This window comes from Streptomyces sp. URMC 123, assembly GCF_051386515.1.
In the GTDB taxonomy this organism is placed as follows: Bacteria; Actinomycetota; Actinomycetes; order Streptomycetales; family Streptomycetaceae; genus Streptomyces.
In genome coordinates, this window is sequence record NZ_JBPQTV010000088.1 from 1 (window position 1) to 21,778 (window position 21,778).

The following is a 21,778-nucleotide window of genomic DNA, read 5'->3' on the forward strand; positions in this document are numbered from 1 at the left end:
TGTGTATAAGAGACAGGCCCCCCTCACGCCCCCATCGCGAGCACCGTCTCCACCGTGTCCGCCTCCGCCGCCGTCTTGTCCTCGCGATAGCGCAGCACCCGGGCGAAGCGCAGCGTCACCCCCGCCGGATAGCGCGAGGAGCGCTGGAGGCCGTCGAAGGCGATCTCCACCACCAGCTCGGGCCGCACCCGTACCACCCCGCCCTCGTCCCCGACGGCCAGCTCCCGCAGCCGCTCCGTCTGCCACGTCAGCATCGCGTCGGTCAGCCCCTTGAAGGTCTTGCCGAGCATGGCGAACGAGCCGTCGTCACGCCGGGCGCCCAGATGGAGGTTGGAGAGCTTCCCCGTACGGCGGCCGTGCCCCCACTCCGCCGCGAGCACCACCAGATCCAGCGTGTGCACCGGCTTCACCTTCAGCCAGGACGCCCCCCTGCGGCCCGCTCCGTACGGCGCGTCCAGCGCCTTCACCAGTACTCCCTCGTGCCCGCGGTCCAGCACATCCGCCGCGAACGCGCGGGCCGCCGCGCGCTGCTCCGCGTCCTCGGGGTCGGACACCACCAGCCGCCGTACGCGCCGCGGCTCCGGCGCCACCCGAGCCAGCTCCGCGTGGCGCTCCCGCGTCGACAGCGTCAACAGATCGCGGCCGTCGACCGACAGCAGGTCGAAGAAGACCGGAGTGATCGGCAGGGTCGCCCGCGCGCCCGCCACGTCCAGCCGGGAGCCGACCCGGCCCGCCGTCTCCTGGAACGGCCGTGGCCGACCGTCCGGGCCCCAGGCGATGACCTCGCCGTCCAGCACCGCCTCCGTCACCGCCAGCTCCCGCGCGGCCGCGACCACCTCCGGCAGCCGGTCCGTGATCTCGTCCAGGGTGCGGGTGTAGATCCGCACCTCCTCACCCCTGCGGTGCACCTGCACCCGGATGCCGTCGAGCTTCTCCTCCACGGCCGCCGGGCCGAGCCGGTCGAGGGCCTCGTCCACGTCCTTCGCGCTGTGCGCCAGCATCGGCAGTACGGGCCTGCCCACCTCCAGCCGGAACCGCTCCAGGCCCTCGGGGCCGGCCTCCAGCAGCACCTCGGCGACCGCGCCGAGCGAGCCGCCCAGCATCACGGCCCGCCGCACCTCGGCCGGGGCCGCGCCGACGGCCGCCGCCAGGCCCTCCACGGCGAGGGCGTCCAGCGCGCCCTGCCGCAGCTCCCCGGCGATCAGGGCGGTCAGAAAGCGCTGCTCCTCCTCGGTACAGGAGCCCATGAGCTCCTGCACGAGCCGGGTCCGTTCGGTCTGGGCGCCCTTCCCGGAGACCGCCGCGATCCGGTCCAGCACCGCGTGCACCTCTCGTACGGACAGCCGGGGCTCCGTGGCGGGCGGCGCGGACCGGGCGAGGGTGCGCCAGCCGACGCCGATACGGCGCTGTGGCAGGCGGCCGGCGAGATAGGTGATCACTACGGGGGCGTCGGCGGGGTCGGCGCGGCGGAACAGCTCCGCCAGCAGCTCGGTCTTCCGCGATCGCGCGGTGGTGGCCGCGATCTCGTACGACGTCCGGGCGATGTCGGCCAGCAGCATGCCCTCATGGTCGCTCGCGGCCCCGCGTACCGCCTCCGGCGCGCCCCCGGCGTGGCGCCCCGTACTGCCCGGCGGGCCCGTCACGCGGCGGCCCGTACTGCCCGGCGGGCCTGCCGCGTGCGCCCCCCGTCGCCCCCCCGCCCCGCCTATTTCGCGTCGGCGTAACACTCCACCACCTCCGTGGCGAACGGGAACCGTACGGGCGTCGCCCCGAACGCGACCTGTCCGGCACGGTCCCCCGCCGCGCGGATCGCCGCCGCCACGGTCTCCGCGTCGTCCGCCGGACAGTGCACGATCACCTCGTCGTGCTGGAAGAAGACGAGCTCCGCCTCGGGCGCCTCCCGCGCGAGCGCCTGCCGCAGGGCGGCGAGCATGAGCAGCGCCCATTCGGCGGCGCTGCCCTGGACGACGAAGTTACGGGTGAACCGGCCCCGGGCGCGGGCGTCCAGCGACGCGTAACCCGGCGTCGGAACGCCCGACCCGCCGGACGCACCCGCGCCTCCCGAGAGGCCGGCCACGGCCGGCTCCTCCTGTGGCAGCCCCGCCTCCTCGCCCCAGCCGTCCGGGTCGCCGCCCCGCGCGGCGGCGGCCGCCGGCGGACAGGTGCGCCCCAGCCAGGTGCGCACCAGACGCCCCTCCTCCCCGGCGCGGGCGGCGTCGTCCACATGGGCCACGGCGGCCGGGAAGCGCCGCCGCAGATCGGCGAGGAAGGCCAGCGCGTCCCCGGACGTCTGCCCGTACACCGCGCTCAGCAGGGCGAGTTTGGCCCGCTCGCGGTCGCCGGCGAACGCCCGGTCGGACAGCGCGGCGTACAGGTCACCAGGGGCCCCGGCCACCTCCATCAGCCCCGGGTCGCGGGAGATCGCGGCCAGCACGCGCGGCTCCATCTGCGCCGCGTCGGCGACCACCAGCCGACGGCCCGGGTCGGCCACGACCGCGCGCCGCACCACCTTGGGGATCTGGAGCGCGCCGCCGCCATTGGTGGCCCAGCGGCCCGTGACGGTGCCGCCCGGCAGATAGCCGGGGCGGAAGCGGCCGTCGCGCACCCAGGTCCGCAGCCACGCCCAGCCGTGCGCCGTGTGCAGGCGGTAGAGCTGTTTGTAGCGCAGCAGCGGCGCCACGGCGGGATGGTCGATCTCCCGCAGCTCCCAGGTGCGGGTGGAGCGCAGCGCGATGCCCTCGCGGGCGAACGCCCTGATGATGTCGGCCGGCAGATCGGGCCGCACGCGCACGCCCCCGAAGGCGCGGGACACCTCGTCCGCCAGCTCCGCGAGCCGCTGGAGCTCCAGGCCCCCGGGATAGCGCTCGCCCAGCAGTTCGGTGAGCAGCTCGTGGTGGACATCGGCCCGCCACGGCACCCCGGCGCGGTTCATCTCTGCCGCGATCAGCAGTCCGGCCGACTCGGCGGCGATGAGCAGGCGCATCCGGCCGGGGTGGTCGGTGGCCTCGATACGGCGCTGCTGGTCGGCGTAGACCGCCAGCAGGGCGGTGAGCGGGTCGGTGCCGGGCGGCAGCGGCACCGGGCCCGGTTCGAACAGCGAGTCCTGCTGATCGGCGGCGCGCGGCGGCGGGTCGGCGGGCACCGGCAACCCGCGCAGCCGGGCCCAGGCGGCGGCCAGCGAGCGCGGCTGCCCCCAGCGGCCCTCGTGGCCCAGCAGCAGCGCCTCGGCGGCCTCCACGTCGTACACCCGCTCGACCCGCACCCCGGCCGCCAGCAGCCGGGGGTGGAGCTCGGCGGCGGACCGCCACACCCAGCGCACGGCGTCGGGGCGGGAGCGGACGGCGGCGGCCGCGCTCTCCGCCGCCACGGGCTCACCGGCCGGCGAGCCGTCCTCGGCCAGCGGGCAGAGCAGGGCGCCGCCCCGCTCCGTCTCCGCCATCGCCCATCGCATGCCCCGAGTGTCACACCGGGCACTGACAACGACGGCCGCACGGCTGTACGAGCCCGGCCCGGGGCGCCCGACAGCGCCTCAAAGCCCCTCAAAGCCCCTCAGAGCCTCTCGGCTGCCCTCGGCGGTTCTCGCGGCGACCACCTCGGCGATCCCCGCGGCGCCTCAGGGCGTGTCGAAGGGCAGCGGCCGCCACCCCACCAGCCGGCAGAGCGTGTCGTGGAGCAGCGCGGCGTCCACGAAGGGAACCGAGCGGCGGGGGACCGAGCGCCACACCAGGGGCCAGGTCTCGCCGCCGAGCGCGGGCACCCCGACATAGGCCGAGACGCGGGTCTCGCTGCCCAGGCCCCGGATGCCGGGCGGCCACCGGTGCTCCGTGGAGGCGCCCGGCGGGATGACGAAGTACATGCAGCGGTTGCCCACCACCTCGTGGATGATCGGGCCCGCCGCGCCGTCGGTGATCATCACCAGCTCGTCCGCGACCTCCTCGCCCCGCAGCCCGACGATCCGTACGGCGTCGAACTGCACGCCCGCGCGGCACAGGGTGTGGCCGGTGGGCGGCGCCCAGTCCGGCACGTACGGCCGCTCCTCGACGTCGGGGGCGGAGGCGAGGGCGGGGGCATCAAGCGCTGCGGGGGCTTCCCCAGCTGTGGTCGTCGGGGGAGCCGCCGGGGCGGCCGTCCCCCCATGCGGTGGAGATTCGGGCTTCATGACCCCGACGATCCCCGGCCGCGGTTAGCGTGACCAGCCTCTCCCGCCGTACAGCCCGGGGGAGTGCAGTTCGGGAGGGCCGGGGTGAAGGGCGTGCAGGACAGGGCCGACATGCGGGACAGGGGCGAGCCGAGGCCCCGCGACCGGGCCAGGACGAACAACGGCGACGGCGGCGACCGCGACGGCTGCGACAGCGGATCGGCGAGCATGCGGCTGTTCGGGGCGCAGGCCCGGCTGCTGCGGGAGCGGCGCGGGCTGACCCGCGCCGAACTCGCCGAACAGATCAACTACTCCGCTTCGCAGATCGCCATGGTCGAGCGCGGCGACCGCCTGCCGAACAGCGACTACGTCAGCAGATCGGACGCCGTGCTGGGCGCCGAGGGGCTGCTGACGACGGCGGCGCCCTTTCTGATGCGCGAGCCGTACCCGTCCTGGTTCCGCTCGTACGCGGCGATGGAGGCCGAGGCGGTGAGCCTCTACGCGTACGACACCCACGCCCTCAACGGGCTGCTCCAGACGGAGGACTACGCCCGCGCGGTGTTCGCCGCCCGCTGCCCGGCGCTGGAGGACGACGAGGTCGAGTCCCGGGTGCGGGCGCGCCTCGACCGCCAGGCGCTGCTGACCCGCAAGCCGGCGGTGACCCTGGGGCTGGTCGTCGAGGAGCCGGTGCTCCGCCGCCCGATAGGCGGCCCGGAGGTGCTCGGGGCGCAGCTCGAACGGCTGCTGGAGGTGGCCGGGATGCGCCATGTGTCGATCCAGGTCATGCCGTTGGAGCGGGAGACGCACAGTGGGCTCGACGGCCCCATGCACCTGCTGGAGACCCCGGACCGGCGCACGGTGGCCTATGTGGAGGGCCAGGCCGGCAGCACGATCGTGTCCGGGCGCGAGGAGGTGAGCGTGCTGGCGCAGCGCTACGGGGTCATCCGGGCCCACGCGCTCAGTACGGACGACTCCGTGGAGTTCATCCGGGACCTGCTGCGGCGGACGGTCCGAGGGCAGGCGCGGGGGCCCGTACGGAGCGCGGCGCCGGAGTCCGTACGGGGGTCAGTACGGAGCGGTGCGGTGCCGGAGCCCGTACGCGGGCCCGTACGCGCGTCCGTACGGGAGCCGGCGCCCGGGGCGGCGCGCGAACCCGCGCACGAGCCCCTGCGGGAAGCGGTACACGAACCGATGCGCGAAGCGGCGCACGAGACGGTGCGCGAAACAGCGCACGAGGCCCCGTGCGCGTCCCGCCCCCTCAGTCGCGCAGTACGGACAGCGGCCTGTCCACCCCCGTACAGAGCGCCAGATGCGCCGCCTCCGCCTCCAGGGCCGCCGTCGGCACCTCCCGCGCCTCGGGGAAGAGCCGCACCTCAACCGCCGTGTCCGTGAACTCCCACACCCCCGCCACGCGCCCCCCGTGGACGACCACGGGTGAGATCCAGCCGGCCGTTCTGCTGACCGCCCCGCGGTGGTGCGGTGGCACGATCCGGGCGTCCCCGGTGCCCGGCCCGAGCACGTACTGATCGAAGCCGCCCAGGAGCAGAACCTCCCGACCGGGCTCGGTCGAGGCGAGGTCCTCGACGTCCTCGGCGAGCAGCCGGGCCGGCACGCCGTCGACCTCCACGGTCGCGAGCCGGTCGTCCATCCCCGCGAACCAGGACCGCAGCGCCGCCTTCCGGGACAGGCCGCGGATCAGCCAGGCGTCGAACGCCTCGGCCGTCGCCGGGCCGTGCGCCCGCAGGTAGGCCGCGATGGCGGCCGGGGCGGCCTCCTCGGGCTCCGGGACGCCCCGCCAGCCCGGAAGGTGCGCGGTGGGCGCGACGAAGGTCGCCCTGCCGCCCTCGCCGGGGCCGTGGCACAGCCGCCCCGTCCACGCCAGCGGCTTCAGCAGGGTGCCCCAGCCGGAGTTGAGCTGCTCGGCCATCCCACCGAAACCCGGCCGGGCGAGCACCTCGCCGATCAGCTCCTGACGGGTGCGGGGCCGGCCGTCCGCGAGCACCTCCGCCACGGTCTCGCCGAGCCGGGCCATCTGAGCGGGAGTGGCCCCGAAGGAACGCTGCCAGGCCGGCTTCTCCCAGGTGCGGGCCGCGCCCATCAGCGACAGGAACGCCGCCGCCTGGTCGGGCACCAGCACGTGCAGGGTGCCGCGCATCGCCCAGGTGCGCATCACCGTACGGTCGGCGAGGGCCGTCCGGACGGAGCCCGGGCGCGGCGCGCGCTGCCGCACGGCCACGGCGAGCTCCGTACTGGAGGCGACCTGCGCCTGTACTCCGGCGAGCCGCTCGACGATGTCCTCCACCGCCCCGTCCTGTCGCTCGGCCCGCGGCACGAGGTGCTGTCGCCGCAGCCGCCACGCCGCGACCTGGGAGTGCGAAACCTTGATGATCGTCATGCGGGCAGTGTCGCGCCTCCCCGCCGCGGCAGGGGCCGCCGGGGCCGCCGGCGGAACGCCGACCGGTCATTCGGCGCGCCCTGGTGGCGGGAGACCGGAGGCGCGATGCCGGGGAGACTGGACGGCATGAGACTGTTCGCCGCCGTGCTGCCGCCCGAGCGCGTCCTCGCTCAGCTCGGTGCGGAGATGACCGTCCTGCGCCGGCTGCCCGGCGCCGACGACCTGCGCTGGACCGGGCGCGCCGGATGGCACTTCACCCTCGCGTTCTACGGGGAGGTGCCCGAGGACGCGCTGCCCGAGCTGACGGCCCGCCTCGGCCGGGCCGCGGGGCGCCGGGCGCGGTTCGAGCTGCGGCTGGCCGGCGGTGGGCGGTTCGCCCACCGGGTGGTGTGGGCGGGCGCCGAGGGCGGGGTGCGCGAGATGGGCCGGCTCGCCGACTCCGCCGCGGCGGCGGCGCGCCGCGCGGGCCTGTCGACCGAGGAGCACCGGCACTACACCCCGCATCTGACGCTGGCCCGCAACCGTACGCACGTCGACCTGCGCCCGTACGCCGACGCGCTCGCCGAGTTCCGGAGCGATCCGTGGACCGTACGGGAGCTCTGCCTGATGCGCAGCAATCTGCCCGGGGGCGCGGCGGCCGGCGCCCGGCCGCGCTACGAGACGGTGGCCGCGTGGCCCCTGGGCGGCGGGGACGCGGACGGGGGTTCCGGCCGCGACGGCCCGCCCGGCGAAGCGGGCCCCGCCCCCGAGGGCCGGCGCGGAGGCGTGGACTCCGGCCGGGAGCCCCGGGCCGGTGACGCGGGCCCCACGCGGGCGGCCGGGGCACGGGGTGACGGCGGTCACCCTCCGGAAGCCGGTTAATCTCGAAGGATGGACCCGAAGATCAGAACCCGCATTGTGAGCGGCGCTCTCGTGCTGATGCTCGCCGTCGTCGTCGTGGCGTCCGTGCTGCGCTGAGCCGCCCCGGGCCGCTGGGCGGCCCTGCGAGGCCCGCGTGGCCCCCAGGAGTTCCAGGGGGCTTCCAGGGGGGCTTCCAGGGGCCCTCAGGCCGCTTCAGGGCCGCTCGGAGGCGCCTGCGCTCCCAGGGGGCCGCAGGCGCCCACCCGCCTCACCAGGCGAACGCCTCCGGAGACTCCCCGGGCCCGGGGAAGATCGCGTCCAGCTCGGCCAGCAGCCCGTCGTCGAGCGTGACCTCCAGCGCCCGCAGGGCCGAGGAGAGCTGCTCCACCGTGCGCGGCCCGACGATCGGACCGGTGACCCCGGGCCGGGTGAGCAGCCAGGCGAGCGCGGTCTCGCCCGGCGCCAGGCCGTGCTTCTCCAGCAGGTCCTCGTAGGACTGCACGCGTGCCCGCAGCGCCGGGTCCTGGAGCGCCTCGGCCGCCCGCCCGCTGCCGGAGCGGGCGGCGCCGCCCTCCCGCTCCTTGCGCAGGACACCGCCCAGCAGACCGCCGTGCAGCGGCGACCAGGGGACCACACCGAGCCCGTACGCCCGCGCGGCCGGCAGGACTTCCATCTCGGCCCGCCGCTCGGCGAGGTTGTACAGACACTGCTCGCTGACCAGGCCGAGGGTGGTGCCCCTGCGCCGGGCCGCCTCGTTGGCCGCGGCGATGTGCCAGCCCGCGAAGTTCGAGGACCCGGCGTAGAGGATCTTGCCCTGCTGGACCAGGACGTCGACGGCCTGCCAGATCTCGTCCCACGGGGTGTCCCGGTCGACGTGGTGGAACTGGTAGACGTCGATGTGGTCGGTGCCCAGGCGCCGGAGGCTGGCCTCGACGGAGCGGCGGATGTTCAGGGCGGAGAGCTTGTCGTGGTTGGGCCACGGCTCGCTGTCGTCGAGCGTCATGTTGGCGTAGACCTTGGTGGCCAGCACGACCTTGTCGCGGCGGTCGCCGCCCTTGGCGAACCAGGAGCCGATGATCTCCTCGGTCCGCCCCTTGTTCGCGCCCCAGCCATAGGCGTTGGCGGTGTCGAAGAGGTTGATGCCCGCGTCCAGAGCGGCGTCCATGATGCGGTGGCTCTCGGCCTCGTCCGTCTGCGGGCCGAAGTTCATCGTCCCCAGGACCAGTCGACCGACCTTGAGTCCTGTGCGTCCCAGCTGCGTGTACTCCATGGACGACAAGCCAACGCCTTGAAGCGCGCTCGAAGCAAGTGCACATGCTCCGGTGCGGCGGTGCGGCGGCGCGGGCTGGCAGTCTTGAGGGCATGCGCTCGCTCCCTCGTGCCCTCGCGGCCGTCGCCCTGGCCGGTCTGGCGCTCGCCGTGCCCGCCGGCGCGGCCCACGCGGACGACGGCCCCTCCGACTCCTCGTCGGCCTCCGGCACCGCCTTCACCATCCAGGACAAGAGGATCAACGAGTCCAGCGGCCTCGCGGCCAGCCGCGCCCACCCGGGCGTCTACTGGACGCACAACGACAGCGACGACGGGCCGTACGTGTACGCGGTCGACGGCCGTACGGGCCGCACCGTCGCCACCGTCACCCTGGACGGCGCCGAACCGCGCGACGTGGAGGCGATCTCGGTCGGCCCCGACGGACAGGTGTACGTCGGGGACATCGGCGACAACAAGGGCGGCACCTGGCGCGAGGTGTGGATCTACCGGTTCCCCGAGCCCGAACGGCTCGGTGACACCACGGTCACCGCCACCCGCTTCACGGTGCGCTACGACGACGGGCCCCGGGACGCCGAGTCACTGATGATCCACCCCGTCACGGGGCGCGCGTACATCGTCAGCAAGCACCAGGACGGCGGCGGCCTCTACGAGGGCCCGGCGCGGCTGAGCCCCTCCGTGCCGAACACCTTCCGCCGGATCGCCGACATCGGGCTGTGGGCCACGGACGCGGCCTTCTCGCCGGACGGCACCCGGCTGGTGGTGCGCAGCTACTTCTCCGCCAACGAGTACCGCTGGCAGAACGGCAAGCCCGTCGAGATCGGTTCACCAGGACTGCCGATGCAGCGCCAGGGCGAGTCGGTGACCTTCGCCCCGGACGGCAGGGCCCTGCTGTACGGCACGGAGGGCGTGCGCAGCAAGGTGTCGCGAGTCGCGCTGAGCGGTGACCAACTGCCCGACTCGGTCGCGAAGGACGAGAGCGGTACGGCGGCGGGTGCCGGCGCCGGAGCCGGTGACCGTACGGAGGCCGGCACCGGCCGTTCCGCGGGCGGGTCCGACCGCACCATCGCCGTGGGCGCGGCCACGCTGGCCGTCCTGGCGGTGATCTGGTTCGGGGGCCGGCGGCTGCTGCGCCGCCGCTGACACGAAGGGGCCGCGGCGGGCATGGCCCGCCGCGGCCCGTCCGCAGAACCGCGGACCCGCTACAGGCGCTCGATCACATAGTCCACGCATGCCGTCAACGCCTCGACGTCCGCCGGGTCGACCGCCGGGAACATCGCCACGCGCAGCTGGTTGCGGCCCAGCTTGCGGTACGGCTCGGTGTCCACGATGCCGTTGGCGCGCAGCGCCTTGGCGATCGCGGCGGCGTCGACCTCGTCGCTGAAGTCGATCGTGCCGATCACCTGCGAACGCTTGGCCGGGTCGGCCACGAACGGCGTGGCGTGCTTCGAGTCCTCGGCCCAGCCGTACAGCCGCCGCGCGGAGTCCGCCGTGCGGCGCACCGCCCAGTCCAGGCCGCCCTGCCCGTTGAGCCACTCCAGCTGCTCGTTCAGCAGGAAGAGGGTGGCCAGCGCCGGGGTGTTGTAGGTCTGGTTCTTCAGGGAGTTGTCGATCGCCGTGGGCAGCGAGAAGAACTCCGGGATGTGCCGCCCGGAGGCGTGCACCCGCGCGGCGCGCTCCAGCGCGGCCGGCGAGAAGGCCGCCAGCCACAGCCCGCCGTCCGCGGCGAAGGACTTCTGCGGGGCGAAGTAGTAAACATCGGATTCGGCGATGTCCACGGGGAGCCCGCCGGCGCCCGAGGTGGCGTCCACCAGGACCAGCGCGCCCTCGTCGGCGCCGGCCACCCGCCGTACGGGCGCCGCCACGCCGGTCGAGGTCTCGTTGTGCGTCAGCGCGTACACGTCCACGCCCGCCTCGGCCTCCGGCTCCGGGTGGGTGCCCGGCTCGCTGGAGATCACCGTCGGCTCCGCCAGCCATGGCGCGAGGGCGGCGGCCTTGGCGAACTTCGAGGAGAACTCGCCGAAGGACAGGTGCTGGGACTTGTGCTCGATCAGCCCATGGGTCGCGATGTCCCAGAAGGCGGTGGAGCCGCCGTTGCCGAGGACGACCTCGTACCCCTCGGGCAGCGAGAAGAGCTGTCGCACGCCCTCCCGCACGCTGCCCACCAGGTTCTTCACCGGGGCCTGGCGGTGGGAGGTGCCGAGCAGGGAGGTGCCGGTGGCGGCCAGGGCGCCGAGCGCCTCCGTCCGCACCTTGGACGGGCCCGCACCGAAACGACCGTCGGCGGGCTTGATGTCAGCGGGAATCTGGATGTCGGCCACGGCCGCAGCCTAGTGCGTCCCCGGGGCACCGAGGGGGCCCATGTCACCCGGTGAGACACGTGATCGCACAGGACGGACGCGCCGGCCGCGACGCGAGCGGAGCACAGAGCGGAGCACAGTACGGTGCGAAGCGGGCCCGGCCGGGCAGGGTAGGGCCATGGCTGACGAGGGCGAGGAAGAGGAACTTGAGCGGGCCCTGCGCGTGAGCGTCCGGGGCGAGGTCTCCTTCGACGGGGGCGCCCGGGCCCTGACGACCATGGACGCCTCGAACTACCGGCGGGTCCCGCTCGGCGTCGTGGCCCCCCGGGACGCCGACGACACGGCCGCGGTACTGGCCGTCTGCCGCGCACGGGGCGTGCCGGTGGTGCCGCGCGGCGGCGGCACGTCCATCGGCGGCCAGGCGACCGGCGTGGGCGTGGTGCTCGACCTCACCCGCCATCTCAACGGCGTCCTGGAGGTGGACCCCGAGGCCCGTACGGCCGTCGTCCAGCCGGGCGCCGTCCTCGACGACCTGCGGGCGGCCGTCGCCCCGTACGGGCTGACCTTCGGGCCCGACCCGTCGACCCACAGCCGCTGCACGCTCGGCGGCATGATCGGCAACAACGCGTGCGGCGCGCACTCCGTGGCCTGGGGGACGACCGCCGACAACGTCGTCGCCCTCGACGTGCTCACCTACGGCGGCGAGCGGGCCCGTCTGACCCCGGGTGGCGCCGGGGTGCCCGCCCGGTTGCGGGAGGGCGCGGAGGCCCTCGTGGCCGCCCATCTCGCGCCGCTGCGCACCGGCTTCCCCGAGCTGCCCCGGCGGATCTCCGGCTACGCCCTGGACGCGCTGCTGCCCGAGAAGGGCCGCGACTGGGCCCGCGCCTTCACCGGGAGCGAGGGCACCTGGGGCGTGGTGACCGAGGCCGTGGTGCGGCTGGTGGCGGCGCCGCGGGCGCGGGCCCTCGCCGTCCTCGGCCACGCCGACGAGAGCGCCGCGGCCGACGCGGCCCCCGCCCTGCTGCCGTACGGGCCGCTCACCGTGGAGGGCATGGCTGCGGACGTGGTCGGTGGCGCCGCGCGGGACCTGCCCGCGGGCCGGGCCTGGCTCTTCGTCGAGACCGGCGGCGACACCGCGGCACAGGCACGGGCCCGCGCAGAGGAGATCGTCCGGGCGGCGGCCGACGCGACCACCGGCCGTACGGTCGTCACCGACCCCGTCGCCCGGCGCCGGCTGTGGCGCGTGCGGGAGGACGCCGCCGGCACCGCCACCCGGCTGCCCGACGGCGGCGAGGCCTGGCCCGGCTGGGAGGACTGCGCGGTGCCGCCCGCCCGGCTCGGCCCGTATCTGCGCGACTTCCGTGCCCTGCTGCGACAGTACGGCCTGAGGGGCGCCCCGTACGGGCACTTCGGCGAGGGCTGTGTGCACGTCCGGATCGACTTCGACCTCCTCGGCGAGCGGGGTGTGCGCGCCTATCGCCGCTTCTCCGAGGACCTCGCCGATCTGGTCGTCTCGTACGGCGGATCGCTCTCCGGCGAACACGGTGACGGGCAGGCGCGCGCGGAACTGCTGCCGCGCATGTACGGCCCCGAGCTCATCGGACTCTTCGAGCGCTTCAAGGACCTCTGGGACCCGGCCGGCGGCATGAACCCCGGCATCCTGGTCCGCCCCGCCCGGCTCGACGAGAACCTCCGCTTCGACTCCCTGCCCCGCCGCCCGGTCGACGTGGCCTTCGGCTACCCCGGCGACGGCGGGGACTTCCCGACCGCCGTACGGCGCTGCGTCGGCGTCGCGAAGTGCCGTACGGCCCGTCCCGGCGAGGGGCCCGAGGTGATGTGCCCCTCGTACCGGGCGACGGGCGAGGAGCGGCACTCCACGCGCGGGCGGGCCCGGCTGCTCCACGAGATGCTCGCCGGAGAACTCGTCACGGACGGCTGGCACTCCACGGAAGTCCGCGACGCGCTCGACCTGTGCCTGTCCTGCAAGGGCTGCCGCGCCGACTGCCCCGTCGGGGTGGACATGGCCACCTACAAGGCCGAGTTCCTCCACCACCACTACGCGGGCCGGCCCCGGCCGGCCGCGCACTACGCCCTGGGCCGGCTGCCGATGTGGCTGCGCGCGGTGGCCGCCACGCGGACGGCGCCCGCGCTCAACCTGCTGGCGCGCACGCCCCTGGCGGGCCTCGCCAAGCGCGCCGCGGGGATCGAGCCCAGGCGGCCCATCCCCGAACTCGCCCGCGAGCCCTTCAGCCGGTGGCTCGCCCGCCACGCCCGCGAGCGGTACGGGGACGCGCCGCAGGTCTTCTCCACCAATCAGGCCGTCGTGCTCTGGCCCGACACCTTCACCGAACACCTCGCCCCGCACGTGGGCAGGGCGGCCGTGCGGTTCTTCGAGGCGGCCGGCCGCCACGTGTTCCCCGTCGCCGACCGCCCCGTCTGCTGCGGTCTGACCTATGTGTCGACCGGGCAGCTCGACCACGCGCGCAGGGTCATGCGGCGTACCCTCGACCGGCTGGGGCCCTCGCTGTCCCTGCCCGTCGTCGTCCTCGAACCGAGCTGTGCGGCGACGCTCCGTACTGACCTCCCCGAGCTCCTGCCAAACGATCCCCGCGCGGCGGAACTCGCGTCATCCGTACTGACCGTCGCGCAGTGGCTGGAGAAGTACGCGCCCCACTGGAGCCCCCCGCGCGTCGACCGTCCTGTCGTCGGCCAGACCCACTGCCACCAGCACGCCGTCCTCGGCGACGCGGCCGAGCGGCGACTGCGCGAACGCGCCGGCCTCACGGGAGAACTGGCCGCCGGCTGCTGCGGGCTGGCCGGCAACTTCGGCTACGAGCGCGGCCACTACGAGGTCTCCGTGGCCTGCGCGGAGGAACGGCTGCTGCCCTCCCTGGACGGCGCGCCGCCCGGGGCGCTGGTCCTCGCGGACGGCTTCTCCTGCCGTACGCAGATCTCCCAGCTGACGGGGCGCCGGGCGCGGCACACGGTCGAGGTCCTCGCGGAGGCGACGGGTTCCGTCAGGGGCGGGGGCCGATCGTCCGCGGCCCGTCGCGGACGGTGATGGCCAGCGCCGGGCAGGAGTCCGCGGCGTCCAGCGCCCGCTCGTCCGGCGGGATCTTTGGACGTACCGGTTCCGCGCGTGTCCCCTCCAGGCGGAAGAGGTCCGGGGCGAGCGCGGCGCAGATGCCCGAGGCCATGCACATCTCACCGTCGATCCGCGTCGTCCAGGCCACCGGTCACCACCCCACCGGCATCTCGCGCGGGCCGCGGACCAGCATCCGGTTCTTCCAGACCACATCGCCCGCGAGGCGCAGCGTGGGGAAACGGGTGATCAGGGCGAGCAGTGCCTCCTGGAGCTCCAGGCGGGCGAGCGGCGCCCCGAGGCAGTGGTGGACGCCGTGCCCGAAGCCGAGGTGCTGCACGCCCGTACGGCCGACGTCGAGCCGGCCGGGCGCGGCGAACGCGAGCGCGTCGCGGTTGGCGGCGCCCACCGCGACCAGAACGGGCTCCCCGGCACGTACCAGCGTCCCGCCGACCTCGACGTCCTCCGTGGCGTAGCGGGGGAAGGCGGCCCCGCTGCCCAGCGGCACGAAACGGAGCAGTTCTTCCACCGCGCCCGCGATCAGTTCCGGTCGCTCGCGCAGGAGGGCGAGCTGGTCCGGGTGTTCGAGGAGCGTGTGAACGAAGTTGGGGATCTGGCTCGCCGTGGTCTCGTGTCCGGCGACGAGGATGCCCACGCACAGGTCGACCAGCTCGCGTTCGGTCAGCCGGTCGCCCGTGTCACGGGCGTCGATCAGCGCGGTCATCAGGTCCTGGCGGGGGCGCTCCCGGTGGTCCCGGATCAACGTGGCCATATAGGCGCGCAGCTCCTCGCGGCTGCGCTCGGCCTCCTCGGCGGTCAGGGAGGTGGTCGACAGGGCCGCGTCGCTCCAGACGCGGAACCGGGGCCTGTCCTCCTCGGGCACGCCCAGCATGCGGCAGATCACCGCGACCGGGATGGGCAGGGCGTAGTGCTCGACGAGGTCGACCGGCGGCCCCGCGGCCTCCATCGCGTCCAGGAAGCCGTGTGCCAGCTCCCGCACCCCGGGGCGCAGCTTCTCGACCCGGTGCACGGTGAAGGCCTTCGCCACGAGGGTGCGCAGCCGGGTGTGCTCGGGAGGGTCCATGCTGAGGATGCCCCCGTCCTCGCGGGCCTCGGACTGCCGCGGCGCGTCGTGCGACAGCGCCTCCGCGCGGCTGAAGCGCCGGTCGCCGAGGACGAGGCGGGCGTCGGCGTACCGGGTGGCCAGCCAGGCGGGCTCGCCGTAGGCCATGCGTACGCGCAACAGGCCCGGGTGCTCCAGTGCCTGTGCGTACGCGTCGGCCAGTCCCAGCCCCTCCGGGTCGTTGAACGGATAGGCCAGCGGGGTCTGCTCGCTCGTGGTCGTCATGACAACCTCCCTGGCGTAAGCAGCTGCTTACCAACCTAGAGTTGGGCCCCCACACGGTCAACGGTGTTGCCCTCACGGCGTTTTGGCGGGACACCACCAGGGCCGCCGGGCGGCGCCTCGACGCGGGAGCGGCTGCTCGCGGCCGCCTCGGACCTGTTCGCCGAGCGGGGGTACGAGCGGGCGACAGTACGGGACATCGCGGCCCGCGCGGGGGTCAACCAGGCGCTGCTCTTCCGGCACTTCGGCTCCAAGCGCGCCCTCTTCGGGGAGGTGGTGTCGCGCAACGGCGCGGAGCGACTGCGCAGTACGCCTCCGGAGCGCCTGGTGCACGCCGTACTGACGAGCCTGCTGGCCCCGCCGCCGGCCAAGGGCGGCGCCAGTGCCAGCCGGTCCCTGGAGACGCTGCTGCGGTCGGTGGGGGCGGGCAATGAGGTCTCGGCGGCGGTCACCGCCCTGGGCGCCGACTACGCCCGGGTCCTGGCCACGCTGAGCGACGCCGACGACAGCGGGCTGCGCGCCGACCTCGCCGTGTCGTGGCTCCTGGGCATCGGCCTGATGCGCGTGGTCATCGCCAAGCGGCCCCTGGCGGACGCGGACCCGGAGGAAGTCAGCCGTCTTGTGGTGGGCGCGCTGGAGGGGTTGTTGTCGGGCTGACGTGGGGTTCTCCGCGGTGCGCTTGGGGTGTGTCGCGTGGTGGGGTCGGCCGTCGACCGAAAAATCATGCAAGCGTGCTTGCTTGTTTCGCGATTCGCTGCGACGGTTCGCCCTCCGGGCGGGTTGGCCGACGTTCCCGTTGTGGGTCGTCCGTGACGTGACCGTCGCTGCGTTTCCGCCCCGAAGGGGCGGGGGTCTTTTCCCTGGCCTTCGGGCCGACCCCCCTTTTCCAGCCCCGAAGGGGCTGGTGTCTTTGCCCCGGCCTTCGGCCGGGGGTGTTTTCCCGCCCCTTCGGGGCGGGAAAACGGACTCGCGTCGAAGGGCGGGAAAACAGCCCCGCCTCTGCGGGTGGGCGAATGAGCTTCGCGACGAAGGCCGGGGCAAAGGCCCCCGCCCTTTCGGGGCGGGAAGACGGGCTCCGCGCCGGAGGCCGGGGCAAGGCCCGCGCCTTCAGCGCGGGGAGAGGGGGTTCCGCCCCGAAGGGGCGGGAAAACACCCCGGCCGAAGGCCGGGAAAGGCCCCCGCCCCTTCGGGGCGGAAAAGCGGCGTCCGTCACCTCACGGACGATCCACAACGTGGACGTCGCGCAGAACCGCCGGAGGTCAGTGGTGCCAGGCCGAGCCGTCCACGTTGTGAATCATCCGCTGAAGGGCCTTGACCACCCCCACGTACTCCTCCTCCGAGACACCGGCGTGGAGCACCGCCCGCATGCGGGCGGACTCCTCCTGGAGCCGCCCGTAGAGCTCCGCGCCCTCCGCGCTCAGGGCCAGGCGCCCGTCCTCGCCCGCGCGGACGAGCAGCTTCCGCTCGATCAGGCCGTCGATCTCCGGGTCGAGGTCGGAGCCGATGTCGAGGTAGCCGCCCAGGACCGCGTGGAGTTCCTCGCGGGTCTTGCCCGCCTCGTTCTCCGCCGCCTGGGCGAGGACCCAGAACTGGGGCTGGGTGACACCCAGTCGGGCGAGCCCGGCGCGAATGTGGGTGATCGCGGCCTTGCTCGCGGCCCAGCCCCAGTAGCCGATCGGCTGCCTGGCGAGACCGGCGTCGTCGTGCGAGTACTCCATCGTCGTCATCCCCCTGAATACGGGCCTTCGTTGGTGGTCACGACGTTAGGAGCTCCAGTCGACTTGAGGTCAAGCCCGATGCGCGTCGACCTCCGCGAGGTACGCCTGGCGCGTCGGTTCGTCCAGGAACGCGGCCTGGAAGGAGTTGCGGGCCAGCGTCCGCAGCGTCTCCTCGTCGAGGCCGAGCGCATCCCGTACGGCGGTGAAGTTGTCGTCCACGTAGCCGCCGAAGTACGCCGGGTCGTCGGAGTTGACCGTGACGAGCAGCCCCGCGTCGAGCATCAGGCGCAGCGGGTGGTCGGCGAGCCGGTCGTACACCCGCAGCCGCACGTTGGACAGCGGGCAGACCGTGAGCGGCACCTGGTCGGCGACCAGCCGGGCGACGAGCGCGGCGTCCTCCAGGCTGCGCACGCCGTGGTCGACGCGGTCCACGCCGAGGACGTCCAGCGCCTCCCAGACGTAGGAGGGCGGGCCCTCCTCCCCCGCGTGGGCCACGCACTTGAGCCCGGCGGCCCGGGCCCGGGCGTACACCTCGCGGAACGCCGACGGCGGGTTGCCGACCTCCGCCGAGTCGAGTCCGACACCGGCGATCCGGTGCAGATGGGGCCGGGCGCTCTCGAAGGTCTCCAGCGCGGACTCCGCGCTCTCGTCCCGCAGGAAGCACATGATGAGACGGGTGGTGATGCCGTACGTCTCCGGCGCGGTGTCCAGCGCGCGGCCCAGCCCGTTGATCACCGTGTCGAGGGGGACGCCGCGGGCGGTGTGCGCCTGCGGGTCGAAGAAGATCTCGGCGTGCCGGACGCCCTGTTCGCGGGCGCGGGCGAGGTACGCGTGGGCGAGGTCGGCGAAGTCGTCCTCGGTGCGCAGCACCGCCATCAGGGAGTAGTACAGGTCCAGGAACGACTGGAGGCCGGAGAAGGAGTAGGCCGCCCGCAGGTCGTCGCGGGAGGCGTACGGGAGGTCGACACCGTTGCGCTCGGCGAGCGCGAAGGCGAGCTCCGGCTCCAGGGTGCCTTCGATATGGAGGTGCAGTTCGGCTTTGGGTATCGGAGACATCTCTCGACCCTAACCGGCCGATTCCGACCGCCCCGGGCGGGCCCCGGCCCAGTCCCCGCCGGGAACCACCGCACCGCGCCCCCGCAGCCGGCGGGCCACCCGCTCCCCCGCGAGGTAGACCCAGGCCCCCGCGGTCCGCCCGTCCGCGAGCCGCACGGCGCGCGCCACGCGCTCGTAGAGGTTGTCGGGCGCGCCGGGCACGTACTCCTCCAGCGCGTCGAGCTCGGCCAGCAGCGCGTCGTACGCGGCCGGGTCGCGCGGCGGGGTGATCAGCTCGCCGCGGATCTCCCCCTCGGGCGCGGCGACGGCGTACGGGTAGCCGGGCCCCTCGTACAGCACGGCGCCGCGCAGCACGGCCGGTTCCTCGGCCTCCGTGCGGCCGAGGAGGAACCTCCGGTGGTTGCCGTGGCCGGGGCGGAGGGTGCCGTAGACGAAGACGGGCAGCCGGAGGACGGGCGGCCGCTCGGGCGGCGGGGCCATGCGGGCTCCTTTCGTGAGACGTTTCGACAAACGCGGGGACGCCGGTACGCGGGACGCCGGTACACGGGACGCCGGGACGCTCCCGCGCCCACCGCCGTAAAGCCCACCGCCGTGGAGCCCGCCGCCGTAAAAAGGGCGGGCCCGCGCCCACCGCCGTAAAATCGGGCCTATGGGAGAGCGGCCGGTCGCGCCCTCCGCACCCGAACTGGTCGTCGAGGCCGACGGCGGCTCGCGGTTGATGAGTCCGAGCCGGTCCTACCACGTGGGGCGCGATCCCTCGAGCGACATCGTGCTGAGCGACGCGCGAGTGTCCTGGCACCACGCGGTGCTGCGCCCGGTCGAGGACCACTGGCTGCTGGAGGACACCGGCAGCACCAACGGCACGTACACCGGCGGCCACCGCGTGACGCGCGCGGAGGACGTGGGCCCCGGCAGCGCGATCCGGTTCGGCAGCCCCACGGACGGCCCGGTGGCCGTGCTCAGCGAGGTGCCGCGGCCCGCGTACCGGCCCTCCGCCGTGTCCCTGCCGGCGGCCACCGGCACCTTCCGCCGCCCCAGCTCCGTGCGGCCGCTGCCCGCCCGCACCGTGCGGATCGGCCGCGCCTCCGACAGCGACCTGGTCATCGACGACCTGGTGGTCTCCCGGCGCCACGCCGAGCTGCGCACCCGGCCCGACGGCGGGTACGAGATCGTCGACCTGGGCAGCCACAACGGCACGTTCCTCAACGGCCGGCCGGTGCGCGGCGCCGCCCGGGTCGGGCCCGAGGACGTCATCGGCATCGGGCACTCCGCGTTCTGCCTGGTCGAGGACGAGCTCCAGGAGTTCGTCGACACCGGCGAGGTGTCGCTGGAGGTCCAGGACCTGACGGTGACCGTGGACCGGGGCCGGAAGACGCTGCTGGACCGGGTGTCCTTCCCGGTGGGCGAGAAGTGCCTGCTCGCCGTCGTGGGCCCCAGCGGCTCCGGCAAGTCGACGCTGCTCAACGCGCTGACCGGGCTGCGCCCCGCCGACCGGGGCACCGTGCTCTACGACGGCCGCGACCTGTACCGGGACTACGCCGAGCTGCGGCAGCGCATCGGTCTGGTTCCCCAGGACGACATCCTGCACGCGCAGCTCACCGTGCGCCGCGCCCTCGGGTACGCGGCCCGGCTGCGCTTCCCCGGCGACACCGGGCGCGCGGAGCGGCTGGCGCGGGTGGACGAGGTGATCCGCGAGCTGGGGCTGGAGCAGCGCGCCGGCCAGGCCATCCACAGCCTCTCCGGCGGCCAGCGCAAGCGCGTGAGCGTGGCGCTGGAGCTGCTGACCAAGCCGTCGCTGCTCTTCCTGGACGAGCCGACCTCCGGTCTCGACCCGGGCATGGACCGCTCGGTGATGCACATGCTGCGCGGCCTGGCGGACGACGGCCGCACGGTCGTCGTGGTCACCCACAGCGTGCTCAGCCTGGACATGTGCGACCGGCTGCTGGTGCTGGCGCCCGGCGGGCGCATCGCCTACTACGGGCCGCCCGGGGAGGCGCTGGCCTACTTCGGCTTCGCGCACTGGCCGGAGGCGTTCGAGGCGTTCGAGGGCGACACCCGGCGGGACTGGGCCGGGCGGTTCCGGGCGTCGCCGCAGCACCAGCGGTACATCGTGGGCGCCACGCGGCAGCCGCCGCAGCCCGGCGCGGCCGGGTCGGGGGCCAGGCTCGGGGCCCAGGAGCGGGCCGCCGCCCCCCGGGCGCGGCCGCCCACGCCCCAGAGCTGGGGCGCCCAGCTGCGCACCCTGGTGCGCCGCTACGCCGCCGCCCTGAGCGCCGACCGCACCTTCCTCGCCATCATGATCGCGCTGCCGTTCGTGATGGGCGCGATGGCCCGCGCGCTGGCCGGCAGCCGGCTCACCCAGGACACGGCGATGAACGCCCTGCTGATCCTGTGCGTGGGCGGCGTGCTGACGGGCGCGGCGAACGCGGTGCGCGAGCTGGTGAAGGAACGCGTGATCTACCGGCGGGAGCGGGCCGTCGGGCTGTCCCGCTCGGCGTATCTGATGTCCAAGGTGGTGGTGCTGGGCACGGTCACGGTGGTCCAGGCGGTGGTGCTCACCCTCGTCGGGCTGGTCGGGGTGAATCTCAACGCCCCGGGCGGCAAGGGCGTCCTGCTGCCGCCGCTGGCCGAGATCGCGCTCGCCGTCGCCCTGCTGTCGTTCACCTCGATGATGCTGGGCCTGGTGGTCTCCGCGCTGGTGCGCAAGGAGGAGGTCACCATGCCGCTGCTGGTGCTCATCGCCCTGGTGCAGGTGGTGTTCTGCGGCGCGCTGCTGGCCCTGAACGGGGTCCCCGGCCTCCAGCAGCTCGCCTGGCTGGTGCCGGCGCGGTGGGCGCTGGGCGCCATGGCCGCGACCGTCGATCTGCACCGGATCGTGCCCGGGAAGCTCACCTCCGACCCGCTGTTCCACCACACGGCCGGCACGTGGCTGCTGGACATGGGCATGCTCGTGGTGCTCTCGGTGCTCTTCGGGCTGGTGGTGCGGCGGCTGCTGCGCCGCCAGGAGCCGGTCGTGATGCGGAAGTAGCGGGGAGCGCGAGCGATGACCGCCACTCCTCCCCTCCCGGGCGACCGGGGCGCGGCCACGTCCGGTGGCGGCGGCGCCCCGTCGGGCCGGGGTGCGGTGCCGGCCGGCGGCGGGGGCGTCGCTTCCGGTGGCGGTGGCGTGCCGTCCGGCGGCGGCGCTTCCAGTGGCGGTGGCGCGTTCGACCCGACGCATGTGGTGCCGCGGGGCGGGCTGGCGGCCTGGGAGGCCCCGGACGGTACGCGGCTGGCGGTCCGGCTCGACCCCCTGCTGCCGGTGCGGCTGGTGGCGCGGCGCGGTGACTGGGGGCAGGTGGTCTGCTCCAACGGCTGGTCCACGTGGGTCGACGCGCGGACCCTCGTCGTGGTGCCGCGGGACCCGCCGGCGGCCGACGGCCCGGACGCCCGTACGGAGGACCCGCTGCCGCTGCTGGCCCGCGTGGAGCAGGCGCTGGGCCGCTACCGGCGGGCCGCGGCGGAGGCCGCCGCCGGGCGGCTGGACGGGGAGGGCTTCCGGCGCGACACGCAGGGGCTGCGGATCGGCGCGGTGGTCGACGGAGAGGCGGTCTGGCTGTACGACGCGGAGGGGGGCCGCTGGGTGTACGGGGAGGCGA

The 21,778-nt window shown here is 74.7% G+C and carries 16 protein-coding genes and 2 pseudogenes; 7 read left to right on the top strand and 11 right to left on the bottom strand.

Translation table 11 applies throughout. The annotated features are described in order from the left end of the window. Nucleotides 1–23: 23 nt before the first annotated feature. From ACSNOD_RS13270 to ACSNOD_RS13280, 3 genes are all read right to left on the bottom strand, one after another. The gene (locus ACSNOD_RS13270; protein WP_436767093.1) at nucleotides 24–1,559 is read right to left on the bottom strand and encodes an ATP-dependent DNA ligase; all 1,536 of its coding nucleotides are present in this window, start codon (nucleotides 1,557–1,559) and stop codon (nucleotides 24–26) included. Between the two features lie 146 nt (nucleotides 1,560–1,705). After that, nucleotides 1,706–3,451 (bottom strand): bifunctional 3'-5' exonuclease/DNA polymerase, encoded by a 1,746-nt coding sequence (locus ACSNOD_RS13275; protein ID WP_436767094.1) that lies wholly within the window; start codon nucleotides 3,449–3,451, stop codon nucleotides 1,706–1,708. Between the two features lie 162 nt (nucleotides 3,452–3,613). Continuing rightward, nucleotides 3,614–4,024 (bottom strand): hypothetical protein, encoded by a 411-nt coding sequence (locus ACSNOD_RS13280; protein WP_436767095.1) that lies wholly within the window; start codon nucleotides 4,022–4,024, stop codon nucleotides 3,614–3,616. Between the two features lie 342 nt (nucleotides 4,025–4,366). On the opposite strand from ACSNOD_RS13280, the pseudogene ACSNOD_RS13285 reads away from it, so the two are divergent. Further along, nucleotides 4,367–5,116, top strand: a pseudogene (locus tag ACSNOD_RS13285) (helix-turn-helix domain-containing protein); the annotation flags it as partial. Nucleotides 5,117–5,396: 280 nt separating this feature from the next. Here the strand turns inward: ACSNOD_RS13285 and ACSNOD_RS13290 are convergent. Then, nucleotides 5,397–6,533: a winged helix DNA-binding domain-containing protein gene (locus ACSNOD_RS13290; protein WP_436767096.1), complete on the bottom strand. Its 1,137-nt coding sequence runs from the start codon at nucleotides 6,531–6,533 to the stop codon at nucleotides 5,397–5,399. A 126-nt stretch (nucleotides 6,534–6,659) separates the two neighbouring features. Between ACSNOD_RS13290 and thpR the strand changes: the two are divergent. Then, nucleotides 6,660–7,217, top strand: a pseudogene (thpR, locus tag ACSNOD_RS13295) (RNA 2',3'-cyclic phosphodiesterase); the annotation flags it as partial. Nucleotides 7,218–7,641: 424 nt separating this feature from the next. On the opposite strand, the gene ACSNOD_RS13300 reads toward thpR, so the two are convergent. Further along, complete coding sequence (locus tag ACSNOD_RS13300; RefSeq protein WP_436767097.1) at nucleotides 7,642–8,643, bottom strand: aldo/keto reductase; 1,002 nt, start codon at nucleotides 8,641–8,643, stop codon at nucleotides 7,642–7,644. A gap of 92 nt (nucleotides 8,644–8,735) precedes the next feature. Here ACSNOD_RS13300 and ACSNOD_RS13305 point away from each other — a divergent pair, with 92 nt between their 5' ends. Continuing rightward, the gene (locus tag ACSNOD_RS13305; protein ID WP_436767098.1) at nucleotides 8,736–9,782 is read left to right on the top strand and encodes a hypothetical protein; all 1,047 of its coding nucleotides are present in this window, start codon (nucleotides 8,736–8,738) and stop codon (nucleotides 9,780–9,782) included. 59 nt (nucleotides 9,783–9,841) lie between these two features. Here ACSNOD_RS13305 and serC read toward each other — a convergent pair whose 3' ends face one another. Beyond that, nucleotides 9,842–10,960 carry a phosphoserine transaminase gene (gene serC, locus ACSNOD_RS13310; protein WP_436767099.1) on the bottom strand — a complete coding sequence of 373 codons (1,119 nt, stop codon included), beginning with the start codon at nucleotides 10,958–10,960 and terminating at the stop codon, nucleotides 9,842–9,844. Between the two features lie 157 nt (nucleotides 10,961–11,117). Between serC and ACSNOD_RS13315 the strand changes: the two genes are divergently transcribed. Next, on the top strand, nucleotides 11,118–14,000 hold the full coding sequence (locus ACSNOD_RS13315) for an FAD-binding and (Fe-S)-binding domain-containing protein (protein ID WP_436767100.1): 2,883 nt from the start codon (nucleotides 11,118–11,120) through the stop codon (nucleotides 13,998–14,000). On the opposite strand, the gene ACSNOD_RS13320 is transcribed toward ACSNOD_RS13315, so the two are convergent. Both ACSNOD_RS13320 and ACSNOD_RS13325 read right to left on the bottom strand, forming a co-directional pair. Continuing rightward, nucleotides 13,957–14,172, bottom strand: coding sequence for a ferredoxin (locus ACSNOD_RS13320; RefSeq protein ID WP_436767101.1), 216 nt, complete (start codon nucleotides 14,170–14,172; stop codon nucleotides 13,957–13,959). The genes ACSNOD_RS13315 and ACSNOD_RS13320 overlap by 44 nt on opposite strands. Nucleotides 14,173–14,175: 3 nt before the next feature. Next, on the bottom strand, nucleotides 14,176–15,369 hold the full coding sequence (locus tag ACSNOD_RS13325) for a cytochrome P450 (RefSeq protein ID WP_436767102.1): 1,194 nt from the start codon (nucleotides 15,367–15,369) through the stop codon (nucleotides 14,176–14,178). A 66-nt stretch (nucleotides 15,370–15,435) separates the two neighbouring features. Between ACSNOD_RS13325 and ACSNOD_RS13330 the strand changes: the two genes are divergently transcribed. Beyond that, nucleotides 15,436–16,023, top strand: coding sequence for a TetR family transcriptional regulator (locus tag ACSNOD_RS13330; protein ID WP_436767103.1), 588 nt, complete (start codon nucleotides 15,436–15,438; stop codon nucleotides 16,021–16,023). Between the two features lie 602 nt (nucleotides 16,024–16,625). Here the strand turns inward: ACSNOD_RS13330 and ACSNOD_RS13335 are convergent. The 3 genes from ACSNOD_RS13335 to ACSNOD_RS13345 form a co-directional block, all read right to left on the bottom strand. Beyond that, nucleotides 16,626–17,084 (bottom strand): MarR family winged helix-turn-helix transcriptional regulator, encoded by a 459-nt coding sequence (locus tag ACSNOD_RS13335; protein ID WP_436767108.1) that lies wholly within the window; start codon nucleotides 17,082–17,084, stop codon nucleotides 16,626–16,628. Between the two features lie 69 nt (nucleotides 17,085–17,153). After that, nucleotides 17,154–18,140 (bottom strand): adenosine deaminase, encoded by a 987-nt coding sequence (locus tag ACSNOD_RS13340; RefSeq protein WP_436767104.1) that lies wholly within the window; start codon nucleotides 18,138–18,140, stop codon nucleotides 17,154–17,156. Nucleotides 18,141–18,149: 9 nt separating this feature from the next. After that, nucleotides 18,150–18,620, bottom strand: coding sequence for a gamma-glutamylcyclotransferase family protein (locus ACSNOD_RS13345; protein ID WP_436767105.1), 471 nt, complete (start codon nucleotides 18,618–18,620; stop codon nucleotides 18,150–18,152). A gap of 169 nt (nucleotides 18,621–18,789) precedes the next feature. Between ACSNOD_RS13345 and ACSNOD_RS13350 the strand changes: the two genes are divergently transcribed. Both ACSNOD_RS13350 and ACSNOD_RS13355 read left to right on the top strand, forming a co-directional pair. Continuing rightward, nucleotides 18,790–21,168, top strand: coding sequence for an FHA domain-containing protein (locus tag ACSNOD_RS13350; RefSeq protein WP_436767106.1), 2,379 nt, complete (start codon nucleotides 18,790–18,792; stop codon nucleotides 21,166–21,168). A gap of 15 nt (nucleotides 21,169–21,183) precedes the next feature. Then, on the top strand, nucleotides 21,184–21,778 hold a 595-nt coding region (locus tag ACSNOD_RS13355; protein ID WP_436767107.1), incomplete at its 3' end, for a hypothetical protein.